The sequence below is a fragment of the Segatella albensis DSM 11370 = JCM 12258 genome, assembly GCF_000426565.1.
In the GTDB taxonomy this organism is placed as follows: Bacteria; Bacteroidota; Bacteroidia; order Bacteroidales; family Bacteroidaceae; genus Prevotella; species Prevotella albensis.
Window position 1 is genome coordinate 1 of record NZ_AUFP01000018.1, and the last position, 13140, is coordinate 13140.

Here is a 13140-nt window from a genome sequence, read left to right on the forward strand (position 1 = left end):
TATCCTTTATAGTTACCAAGTCTAAAAGCACCTTCAATTAATTGAACGGTTCGTTTTATTACCCAAGTTTTACATTTTTAATTATGTAAACTCGCTTCTTGTACTACTTCTCTGTTTATGTAAATCTTTTCAAAGAACTCTTTCTTTATGCGGCGAAAAGCCTTGTAAGACTCTTGCCTTACTCTTAGGATTCGAGCTTCAATTGTTAGGTTGTTGCCTTGTTCCTGAAAGCGAGTGCAAAGGTATAACTTTATTGCCAAACTGCCAAAACTTTCACGAGAAAAATTCGAGATTTTTGCAAAGTTTTCGTAATATTTGACAAATATAAATTACAAAAGCACCATATACCTTATTATAATAAATAAAAGGAAAATATTAAATAAACAGCAATTGCACTTGCAAGTTGAATTCACCAAATGCCAATAAAAAACAAAATCGTTAAAAAAGATGTTTTTCCTTGTTCAATGCATTTATACATATTATCTTTGCACTTAAATTGTTTAAAACAAAACAAATTAGAGTATGACACAAGAAGAACTTTACAACATCGTAAACCACGAAACTTCCTCTAACAACAAAGAGAGAACACTAAATGCCGCTTTCCCAGCGCTCATGCGAAAAGTACATGTATGGATGTCATTGGCATTGCTCCTTACAGCCGTTACTGCCTTTGGTGTGGCAACAAGTCCTACACTTCTTACCACGATTTATAGTAGTCGCATCGTCATGTGGGGACTTATTTTTGCAGAATTTGCGCTTGTTATTGCTATTTCCGGTGCAATCAACAAACTTTCACTTTCCACGGCAACCCTATTATTCATTTTGTACTCAGTACTTAATGGAGCAACTTTATCTGCAATTTTCGTCATTTACACAGATTTAGCAATCGTCAAAGCCTTTATCGTTTCAGCAGGAATGTTCGGTGCAATGGCAGTATTTGGCTATACGACGAAGCGTAATCTATCCACAATAGGTAGAATTATGTTTATGCTATTGATTGGTATCATCATTGCCTCCATTGTCAATATATTCTTGAAAAGCGGAGCTTTCGATTATATCATTAGCTTTATAGGAGTAGCAGTTTTCACAGGACTGACAGCTTGGGACTCACAAACTATCAAGAAGATGCTAATGAATCAGTATGATATGAGTGAAAATTCACAGAAGATTGCCCTTCTCGGAGCACTTAATCTATATCTTGATTTCATCAACCTTTTCCTTTATTTGCTTCGAATTTTTGGAAGAAAATAAATACACGAACTTCATAAACAAGAAAAAAAGAGTGGATAATAGAAATTTCTTATCCACTCTTTTTTATTATTTGCTGAAACACGCCAAACAATTAAACCGGATCCTCCCAATACGGCATTAGTTCAACGAAAAATCAGGAGGACAATCCTCAGCATGACACCCCCAATTCTTATTAGGTTTTGGCCCCATAACAAATTTCAGGAGGCCATCACTCTTCAGCATATCCAAAGTTACATAATTCTTTGTATAAGGCTGTCCATTATAAGTTGCACTCTGAATATAGACATTTTCGGCAGAAGCATTTTCCGTAACTATAACGAATTCTCCTATCTGCACCCTATCCAAAGAAGGAGAACCAATCACGTAATATGGAGAAACAGGACATACCGGATAAAATCCCAAAGAAGAGAATAGATACCAAGCACTCATCTGTCCAGCATCCTCATTACCACTAAGTCCACCTGGCACATCATGATATTCACGATTCATAATCTCACGGACATGCCGTTGAGTTTTCCATGGTTCCCTTGCAAAAGCGTACATATAAGCAATTTGATGACATGGTTCATTACCATGCCAATATAAGCTATCAGAAAACATTCTATCCAACTTCTCAATATACTTCAGTCTACCTCCCATTACCTTCATCAAACCATAAACATCATGAGGAACATACCACGTATAATGACTCACAGCCCCTTCCGTAATAAAAGACTTTCTTGCCGTTATATCCTTATTGCCGAGCCATTTTCCATTTCTATATCGTCCATCAGCCCAACCCGTTTTTGGATTAATGACATTACGCCAATTCTGGGAACGCTTCATCAGCAATTGATAATCCTTCATCTTTCCGATTTTCTTGGCAACCTGAGCCAAGGCAAAATCATCGTAAGCATATTCAAGAGTTCTGCTCACCTGTTCCTGAGTATGAAAAGCCTCCTTTACACTATCTTCCAAAGGAATATAGCCATATTTTAGATAACTTTTCAAGGCACGGCGCCCCATACCATTATAATAATCCTCGAAAGACAAAGGCGATTCGAAAGCATTCTTCCGCATAGCCTCATAAGCAACCTTCGTATTGATATTAGAAACGCCCTTAACAATAGCCTCAGCAAGAGCTGCAGAAACATGATCACCTATCATCGCAGATGTATAGCTATTCCAACAAGGGAAAATAGAAAGCCATCCGCCATCTTCATACATACTCAGGAAACTATTATATTGTGTACCCATTCCATTACTTACCAGGACATTGAAAGGCATCAGAGCACGATATGTGTCCCATGCCGGAAAATCAGAGAAACTCTTTCCATAGATAGGAGAATTTCCAATTTTACCCCAATAATTTTGTTTTATCTTTTTACCACCGTTAAAAGAAGGATATCTACCATCCTTATCACTTATGGCACGAGGCAAGAAACTAGCACGATACAAAGCCCCATAAAACTTTGCTACCAAGGCTGAATCTTTAGATTCAACCATAACTTCCTTGAATCGACTTTTCCATTTATCAATATTCCTGCGACGTGTATCATTAAATTCCCAATGTGGTATTTCCTGAGCAATATTATTGTAAACACCTTTCATATCTACAAAACTACTGGAAGCCTTCACATTTATCTCATCACCCTTATTTACATCGAAAGCAACCCATGCTACTGAACCATCAACACCATACTCTACTATTGGGTCTTCAAATTCTATAGCAAACCATCCATTGAAGCCAGCCTTTTCTCCCCACCCCTGATAAATGCGATGCACAGGATTATAGCCATAAATACAATTCTTTTCCTTATCAACGGCAACAAAACCTTCGTTTCTGTCACTATTCGGACAAATAACAAAGTATGCCTTGCCGTCTTTCTGATAGGTAAATCTAAATATAGCAGAATGACTTATTCCTGTCATCTCTGCTTTAAGATGCTCATCAGGCAAAAGCACAGAATAATAATCAGGATGAGATACCTCGTCATGATGATTAAATCTGGAGAATCGTTCCTTTACTTTCAGACGAAGACTATCCATCATAGGCATCAGAGTAAATGAGCCATAATCTTGAGCACAACCACCGACTAACCAATGACTATTTCGGAATCCCCGAAACTTATCATCACCATAATAATAAGGTGCGATACATTTCTCTTCAGAGCACCTTGTCTGCGGTGTCCAGAAATTCATGCCATTAGGTTCCAGAACAGCAGGTAGAGTCTGTCCGTGTTTTTCCGTTCCTTCACAATAATGTCCAAAGACAGGGTTTGAACTGTTATCCGTACCCACCATGGTATTAACCTCATAGAGATGTTGATGATCTATGGCAGATTGTATACGTTTCTCGATATACTTTACAAGGAAATCCCAACGATAATAATAACCTGTACGCCCATCAGCAGCGACATCCAACGATCGCAATTTGAAGATACGTTCAGCTTTCTCATTAACAAGGAATTTTACGAAGACCTGTTCACCCGATAACGGTTTACCTACGAGTTCCGGCTTACAATAGAATACAATTTGCAAATTTGCCGCCATCGGAATCACTTGATCCATTTCATCTACGCGTTCATCTGACAAACACATAAACCCAAAAAGCGACAACAGACGGTAAAGAGCTGTATCATGACCAAATCTAAGATCTGCAGCAACATCACCATGAGCCATAGCATATTCCGCTTTAGTTTTTATATTTTCCCAAAGACTTACTGCTGATAACTGGGGGACACCATAATTCTCAGGAGCCTGACCATTACAGATCCACATTCTCGTATTATTCTGTTCATACAGATCACGACATTCATCATCCGTAAAGAACTCGGACAAATCAACCTTTACATTCACATCCTGTATGTCACTATACACCGCATATATTTCACTCATCAGTTTTTCCGGATCTTTCACCTTCAATGGATTCTTAAAAAGAGCAGCTATAAAACGCTCATTACCGAGATAGCGTCTTGGATGAACACGATTAGCAAGTTGTTTAACCGCTGGAGAAGAATAGATAATCCATTTCATATTTTCCGCATCCGAAGATTGTGACACAACGCCCTTAAACCCTTGACTATGAGACAATTCCCCACAAAACGCATTCATACTTTTGACGCACCTGTCCACAGTACTCGAATAAGCCTCAACCTTCAGACCACGCTGAAACACTTGTGGAAATCGTTTCAACATTCTGTCTGCTATTCCCCGATGTTGAACAACTCCCAAAGGTGACAGTTTTCCACCATTACCCTCAGCATTCTTCCACACTTTTTCCAAACGTTTTCTCATTTTCTTACCCAACGGAGTGAGATTATCCTTATCAGCAAACTGACTGATAATCCACTGATATCGAGCATCCGAAGTCACCCACCGACTACCATGTCGACCATAATGAGAGATATAAAAAGGTACAGCACCATGAGGAACCGGTGTATCTTGTTCGCCAACAGGTACATGATAAGCATAATAGACACCCCCCATCTGCTCACGAGACTTCTGGGCATACACAAGATTAATGACACATGAAAATAATAGTAACGTTAAAAAGAATCGTTTCTTCATGAATGAAAATAGGTATTGATTTATGCTGCAAATTTAATGAATTAATTCTAATTTCCAATCAATTCCTAGTGGATTGTTCTTCATTTCTATAATCCAAGGAAGTTCTTTACCTTTAGCAATTCTCATCATCGTGTTGTCCACATCCGCTTTCACTACGATTTCTTTTTCGTCTTCTGCTACTTTTCTCCAGGTAATTTCATCATAGACGAAGAAACCTTTCCCATTAAGATCCCGCATGGCAACATCTGAGACAAATAAGAATGTACCCTGACAATGATATATATTCACACCCTTTTGCGGACTATCCCAACAGAAATATCGTCCCTGCTTAACCTGTTCCGAAGGAATTAAATAGGTAGAAGCATTCATTTTCATCCTTATCGTATCGGAATCAGAAGAAGACAAATTCCCCTCCCAGTTTCGGTACTGACCATTAAGAATATAATGACAAGTGAACCGTGTTATCTTTCCATACACATTACTTTTCTGAATCTGAGCACCTTTCTGGGTTACTATTTGTCGCTCAGCCATTTTCTCATGCCATGGCAGAACAAGTTTTTCTCCATTCATTAATTGTTCATGGTGCAAGAAGCGATGATTCCATTTTCCACCTTTAGCACTAACTTGGAGCCTCTTTCCATTCGGCAACGCTATCGAATACGATCGGATCAAAGGAGAGCCAACAATATAGAGATCTTGTCCTGTCACAGGATACAATCCAAGCATATTCCATATAAGCCACGAAGACATAGCCCCACTGTCATCATTACCAGGAAGTCCTTCCGGAGAATCATTAAAATAATCATTCACGATTCTGCGTATTCGTTCACAACTTTTCTCCGGTTTACCCACCCAATGATATAAATAAGGTGTCATAAAACTCGGTTCATTAGCCACATTATAATGTCCATTTCTAAAGAAGATATCCAATCGTTTCACAAAAGCCTCCTCACCACCACAAGCCTTTACCAATCCCGGCACATCATGAGGAATACTCAGACTATATTCTGCCGATAAAGCCTCATAGAAGAATGTACTCCACCATGGCAAATACCACGGAGCGACCTTTGTATCCGGACGATACGGAATCGTTGGTCGAAAAACCTTCGACTTTCCCCAAGGTACACGGTCAAGCCAATTTCCCTGACCATCCTTAGGCATGATAAATCCACACATCCCCTGCCATTTATAGTCACCGCGCCACAAGTTTTTCCAATTGCCACTACGTTTCTGATACTTCTGATAAATATCTGTTTCGCCCAACCCCTTGGCAACCTGAGCGATACACCAATCATCATAACAATATTCCACCGTACGATTTCCTGCACGATCGATACCATAAGGGATATATCCTAATGAGTTATATTCTTCCAGTCCACCTCTTCCTTCTTTCTCAGCATCCAGAGGAGGAACTTCAGCATCCTTGATCATAGCTTGCAAAGCCAAGCGATAATCTATTCCTTTCAATTTTTTAGCAAAAGCATCAGCTATCACAATCTCTGCGTTACTGCCACCCTGTGTCCTACCATTCCAGTTTCCACTTCGCGCGTCCGGCATATACCCGTCATGCTTATAGATATTCAGCAGACTATTAACAATATCACGCTCCCGCTCGGGATAAAGTAATGTGAGAAGAGGAGTTGAGGTACGATAAGTATCCCATATCGCATAATAGTCATCATAATATGGTGTATCCGTGAAATGCGGATTCTCTCCGGCACGATCCACAGGCATAAGCATAGTATGATATAACGCTGTATAGAACATACGTTTCTGACATTCCGTGCCCGATATCTTTATCTTATCTAAGAGTTTATTCCAGGTCTTGTCAAGATAAGCACGCTGTTCCTTGAAAGTTCTGCATGTTATATTCCGACGAGCCTGATCAACAGAAACAAAAGAGATACCAACCTTGAGGTTAATCTCTCTTGTCAGGAATTTGACCCAAGCATATTTTCCCAGAGAAACTTGAGATGACGAAAAAGGCACATCACTCTTCAGACAGAAATATACGGTATATGGTCCACCATTATTCCATCCACCGCAAACCGTAGAATAACCAACGACTTCCCTGTCACCCACCACGCAAATATCACTATTTACATATTGCTGAGTCTCCCGTTTGTCTGGTATTGTATCTATTCCGAGAAAAGTCTCTGCATTTATAAAAAGGCCATCCATTGATTGGAAATGATACAAGGCACATTTTTCATCACAGGTAATTTCTGTTTTTATTCCCGTAGAATAATAACAGCTATAATATCCCAAAGCTATCATTTCCGACTCACGATAAGCAGGATATTCCAATCGGCCAGATTCACCAACAAAAGGCTGAATCAATATATTTCCATATTTTTGTCCTCCACCGGTACCACTAACATGAGTTTGACTGAATCCTTTCACAGCCTCAGGCATAGGATTCCATCCCGCATTAGGCATAGAGACACAATCTGGCCCAGGTTTACACATACCGAAAGGCATACTCGGTCCGATGAAAGTTCTTCCCAAACCTTCACTTCCAATCTTAGGATCTACGAATTTTGAATACTGAGCTTGTGCCAGCAAAGATAACAAAAGGAAAACGGTTAATATGATTCGTCGCATGCCACAAATATACTAAAATCATAATAAAGAACACCAAATAATAGAAAAAAATAAGAATATAAATATGAATATATAGAAAGAAAAAGTGTATCTTTGCGGCCATCATCCATAGACAACGATGACTAGATGGCTTAAATACATATTGCTGATCATCACCTTTACCCTTACAAATACAATGGTAAAGGCTGCAGAAGCGCAACCATTGGATAACGACAGTGGTCTGCCAAGCTATTATTTGCAGCAGAAAAGCAATCGTCAACAAGCCATTTTAACTGATACTTCAGAAATTCTGCAGGTTTGCAACAGTCAACCCGAGCAATATATTTCTATCGAGCAGGTTACGACGAGTCATCCCAATAACAAATACAAACTTACATTTGATTTTAAAGGATTTTCCTATCGACATTACAATGGTAAGTATTTTGCATTTACCAACCGTATCCTGTCGATGCCACAATGCAGATACTATGTATTTGCATTAGGGCACATGCTATGTTAGCTATTTGTATCTTTTCGGCTAACATTACACATTATATTAATATAAAGATACAATTATGACAAAAATAACACATATGGAGATTGCGTCAGCACTCTCTCATGATTCACGTATATCAATTCAGAAAAGTTTTTTCGGTTTCAGCACTAAGGCTGTCTACACATCAACCAACAGTCCCATCCTAACCTTTAGAAAGGAATGTAAAGTCGACATGGCAAACAAGTTGATTAATCTTATAAAGACAGACGACAAGCAATTAGACGAAGTTATCGAGAAGACAGGAACATTTATAGAAACAGAATTCTCAAATCATCAACTTCAGGCTTTGATCTCTAAAGACCATCAGTTTGTTGCCATCCGCTTATACAAGTATACCCAGCTGAATTATGAACCGGTAACCGAAGTTAAGGTATTCGAAAACAAACAAGCCGAACTTGTCTGTAAGATCTTTTAAAGATCACATATCACAGAAATGGGGCGAAGAATAATCTCCGCCCCATCTTTTATCTCATATTTTTATTTTTCCGATGAACTATATCCATCATTTTGCTTCCAAGTCGTATTCTTATTTAATACACTTGTCGGAATCGGGAATATACGATGTCTTGGATCAAAGTTAGCCAAAGCAAAACTCTTCTTGTGGAATCCATACTCGTCTTCAAAGTGGCCAAAACGAATCATATCATTACGACGCCAGTTCTCATCAAAGAACTCACGGCCACGCTCGTCATAGATTTCCTGAAGAGAAGGAGCATGATCTAATGAAGGAGCATGAACATAAGAGCGAATCTGGTTGAACAAACTCTGTGCTGTTTCCCCATTTGTTGCAGCAGCACCACGGGTAATAGCCTCTGCCTTCATCAACAAAACATCTGCATAACGGAAGATAGGAAGGTCATTACCTTGGTTACGATCATTCTTGTAGTCATCGTCATCAACAAACCATTTAACTGATTTGTAACCCTGATTATAGCCATTCACATTGTTACCGACATCCAGTTTTTCATCCTCCTTAACCAAAGTTATCGTCTTACTCAATGTCACAGTCTCACCTTTGTAGGTCCATGGCGTTGTCGTCTTGGCATAAGTTTTAGGATCAAACATATAGACTGTACCTGCCAAGACATGCTCCTGACGATCATCTTTGCTCAAACTCATCAACAGATCAGACATCTCCGGAGTAATCGAGAAGTTACCACCGACCGACTTAGACAACTGCTTGCCATAATAGCTTGTACCTGTATTTGCTTTACGCCATGTACGAGGACGACCATAGATAAACCCTTTGTTCTTGATAGCATCATACGGCATGGCATAGATAAAGTCTTTCACCTCAAAGCCATTAGTAGGCAAGAACTTCGTACGATAGATATTGTTGATATCCGACTTTTGTGTTGTCGTAAGATCAAACTTTCCACTCTTGATAATATCATCACAGAGTTCCACTACACGACCGAGTTTCTCATTCTGATAATTAGCCGCATTATAATTCTCTACACTGGAAGCTGTATACACCGGCCAGTTGACATAAAGTTTTGCTAAGAGAGCCTCAGCCATCCATCTAGTCGGTTTGCCATAAGTATTCTGACTAACCTCTTCTGTCAACTGAGGAATGATTTCCTCCAATTCATCAGCAATAAACTGCGCCACCTTGGCACGAGGCTTACGTTCTATCACCGTTTTCTCATCTGCGATGGAATCAAGGATAGGAGAATCACCATAGCTATCCATCAATATAAAATGAAAGAAAGCACGCATGGCACGAGCAGGAGCGACACCCTTACCCGCATCATTACCACCCATATCACGAATGGCATTGTTCGCCTTGGTGATACCCGCCGTTACGTTCTCATACCAGTCTATAGATGCATCATCCGGGGTATAACTATGAAGACAAGCATGTGCGTATGTTCCATTATCATAATAATCACCATCAAAAGAAACACCAACCCATTCATCACTTGAAAGAGATTGTGCCTCCATATAACGACGTCCGAAAGTTCCCAACAGATGGAAATATACATCCGACAATTTAGCTTCCTGAGCAATTTCAGATGTTGGGTATTCAATATACTGTGATTCCACAGGAACATCCAAATCTGTACAGCCTGTAGACAAACCTAATAATCCAGCCGCAAAGATAAATAATATATTCTTTTTCATACGAATTCTATTTTTAAGTAAGACCTTAGAAGTTGACTTTCAAACCAATCATATAAGTACGGGTATGAGGATATACGCTCCAACGATAGTCGATGCCAGGGTCAGTTCCACCCATGTTTACCTCTGGGTCCAATCCCTTATAACCTGTAATGGTGAAGACATTGTTAGCTGTGAAATAAAGAGTGGCATCATTAATCCACTTATTGAAACCATCACGGAAGGTATAACCTAATGTGAAGGTCTGCAAACGTAGATAACTACCATTCTCAATCCAACGATCAGAAGGAATGTTCGGGTCTGTATTGATTACTTTTTTACCATTTGCTAATTCTACCACCTGTTCCTTTGCAAAGTCTGCAAGTACATTCTTTGTACCGGAAGCAGAGGCAAGGTTCGTAGCAGCCATATAACTTGCACGGGTACCATCATAGATTTTGTTACCAAAGACACCGGTGAAGAAGAATGTAGCAGAGAAGTTCTTCCACGTCAAGGTGTTATTCCAGCCCAAATTAAGTTTTGGTTGTGCGCTACCTGTTATCACACGGTCACGAGTATCATCAGGTGATGTTGTTGTCTTTCCTGTTCTATTCCCATTAGCATCATGCTCATAATAAGTAGCACGTCCGTCTTCGTTAAAGCCTGCGAACTCAAAAGTATAGAATGTACCGATCGGTTCTCCCTCCATGATACGCTGTGTATAGCCATTGGCCGATACACCGGCAACCATAGGGTCACCCTGTGTGAAGCGGTCTGTATGATAAATATCATTAGAGAGTTTATCTACACGATTCATATTATGAGACAAATTCAAAGTTGTGTTCCAACGGAAATTCTTGTTGCGGATAACATCAGCATTAACCACGAACTCTACACCACGGTTAGTGATTTCACCAACATTGGCAAAGATATCACCATAAGGATAGATATTTGTTGATACCGGATAATTCCAAATCAAATCCCATGTCTTCTTGTTATAGAACTCTACAGAACCATTGACACGTCCACCAAGGAAAGCATAATCAATACCAATATTGAACATACCGGTACTTTCCCACTTCAAATCAGGATTAGCATTCGACATAGCACCTAATGTACGATAAGAAGTTGTCGTACCATCGGCATTGGTATAATCAAAGAAACCTATGGCACCATAACGTGCTACTGCCGAGTAAGCGCCGAATCCGAGTGCATTACCGCTAACACCATAACCGAAACGGAGTTTCAGATTAGACAGCACATTCTGGTTCTTCATAAAGTTCTCTTCTGTGATATTCCATGCCACAGAAACTGATGGGAATGTTCCCCAACGATGATTCTTACCGAAGACAGAACTTCCGTCACGACGAACCGTAGCCTGCAACATATATTTACTTGCAAAAGCATAGTTCAAACGACCATAGAAAGAGATGTTCCTGATATTTTCCTTCGTTCCGCTCTGTATTCCGGAGATACCGTCTATAGAACTTGCATAGGTGAGATTATTATACTTTACGTAATCATCAAAGAAATTGTACACGGTAAGACCGAATCCGTCACCATGATGTTTCTCTTCCCAACTATAACCGGCCATCAAACTGAGTGAATGGAGTTTGTTGAAGGTATGACTATAGTTGCCATAAATCTCGAAAGTGCTTTCATCACCCAGATAGGTATTGCGATTGGCCTGACCATTCTTACCCATTGTAAGTTCTGAAAGACGAGAATCGTAGCTACTAGATGTGCGCTGATGATTACCAAAAGAATAGTTCGCGTTCAAATCCAATCCTTTGATGATATGCAATGTAGCCTTACCGACAAACTGCTGACGCTTCCAAGTGTTAGAACTTGTATCCTCGTCTATCATACGAAGTGGATTATAGTTTTTGTCCTTACCATTAAAGTCAACAGGATTAAGCGGTGAGAAATAGTTCATAGCATCCATCACAGAACCGCCCTCACTATTCATAGCTACACCTTCGAACTTTCCATACATCAGGTTAGCACCAATAGACAAATCCAAATGATCTTTTAAGATCTTTGTTGACAAGAGGGAACGTACATTCATACGGCTCATATCACTTCCTTTGATGATACCGTTACGTTTCTGGTAGTTCACACTTGCCATATACTTGGTCTTATCATTACCACCGTTAATGCTGACGTTGTGATTGTAGCTCACACCAGTACGGAGGACTTCCTTCTGCCAGTCTACATCACCACCATTATCGTCAATGGCAGTTCCAGTCTCCGAAGCAAATGCCTTCATCTCACTTGCCGACATCATGTCCAAGGTCTTGGCGATACGGTCGAAGCCTACATAACCATTATAAGTAACATTCGTATGACCGGCTGCACCCTTCTTGGTGGTAATAATGATAACACCATTAGCAGCCTTTGAGCCATAGATTGCCGTAGCCGTAGCATCACGAAGCACATCTATACTCTCTATATCATCAGGAGCGACCATGGAGATATCAACACCTGGAATTCCGTCGATAACATAATAAGGCGACATGGCTTCGCCTCCACGAAGTGAGGAAGCTCCGCGAAGAGAAATCGCAGGTGAACCGTTAGGGTCGCCATTCGAAGTAACGATCAATCCGGGAACCTTACCTTGTAACATCTGTGCAGGGTCAGAGAATACACCTTTGTTTAAATCTTCCGACTTAATCGTTGTGATCGAAGAGGTGACATCCTTACGACGCATCGTACCATAACCCACTACGACGACTTCGTTCAAGGTCTTATTGTTCTCTTTCAATACGATATTCTTTGACGCACCGGCCTTGACCTCTTGCGTCGTAAAACCGATATAAGAGAACTTCAACTTAGCTCCAGGCTTAACATTCAAGGTATATTTACCTTCCATATCGGTAACAGTCCCGTTTGTTGTACCTTCTTCAACAACACTTACACCTATCAGAGGTTCACCATTAACGTCTTTCACGGTACCAGTAACCTGACTTTGGGCAAATGCAATTGAACTTACAAAAAACAGCAAGGCTGAAGCCGCAACGCGCTTACATTTGCTCGTGATTTTCTTTTGTACGCTGTGCATAATTGTTAGTTATTTAGTTAATAAATTTAGGATCAAACAA

General features: G+C 40.0%; 7 protein-coding genes. 3 read left to right on the forward strand and 4 right to left on the reverse strand.

Annotation, left to right across the window (positions count from 1 at the left end):
- Nucleotides 1–522: 522 nt before the first annotated feature.
- Nucleotides 523–1251, forward strand: a complete 729-nt coding sequence (locus K333_RS0108570; RefSeq protein ID WP_024990442.1) for a Bax inhibitor-1/YccA family protein — start codon at nt 523–525, stop codon at nt 1249–1251.
- A 117-nt stretch (nt 1252–1368) separates the two neighbouring features.
- On the opposite strand, the gene K333_RS0108575 is transcribed toward K333_RS0108570, so the two are convergent.
- The gene (locus tag K333_RS0108575) at nt 1369–4800 is read right to left on the reverse strand and encodes a GH92 family glycosyl hydrolase (RefSeq protein WP_024990443.1); all 3432 of its coding nucleotides are present in this window, start codon (nt 4798–4800) and stop codon (nt 1369–1371) included.
- A 33-nt stretch (nt 4801–4833) separates the two neighbouring features.
- Nucleotides 4834–7404: a GH92 family glycosyl hydrolase gene (locus tag K333_RS0108580; protein ID WP_036886522.1), complete on the reverse strand. Its 2571-nt coding sequence runs from the start codon at nt 7402–7404 to the stop codon at nt 4834–4836.
- Nucleotides 7405–7522: 118 nt separating this feature from the next.
- On the opposite strand from K333_RS0108580, the gene K333_RS0108585 reads away from it, so the two are divergent.
- A complete protein-coding gene (locus K333_RS0108585; protein WP_024990445.1) occupies nt 7523–7903 on the forward strand; it encodes a hypothetical protein in 381 nt (126 codons plus the stop codon).
- A gap of 55 nt (nt 7904–7958) precedes the next feature.
- Complete coding sequence (locus K333_RS12195; RefSeq protein WP_024990446.1) at nt 7959–8354, forward strand: hypothetical protein; 396 nt, start codon at nt 7959–7961, stop codon at nt 8352–8354.
- Nucleotides 8355–8416: 62 nt separating this feature from the next.
- Here the strand turns inward: K333_RS12195 and K333_RS0108595 are convergent, their stop codons facing one another.
- Both K333_RS0108595 and K333_RS0108600 read right to left on the reverse strand, forming a co-directional pair.
- On the reverse strand, nt 8417–10063 hold the full coding sequence (locus K333_RS0108595; RefSeq protein ID WP_024990447.1) for a RagB/SusD family nutrient uptake outer membrane protein: 1647 nt from the start codon (nt 10061–10063) through the stop codon (nt 8417–8419).
- Between the two features lie 25 nt (nt 10064–10088).
- Nucleotides 10089–13100 carry a SusC/RagA family TonB-linked outer membrane protein gene (locus K333_RS0108600; protein WP_024990448.1) on the reverse strand — a complete coding sequence of 1004 codons (3012 nt, stop codon included), beginning with the start codon at nt 13098–13100 and terminating at the stop codon, nt 10089–10091.
- Nucleotides 13101–13140 lie beyond the last annotated feature (40 nt).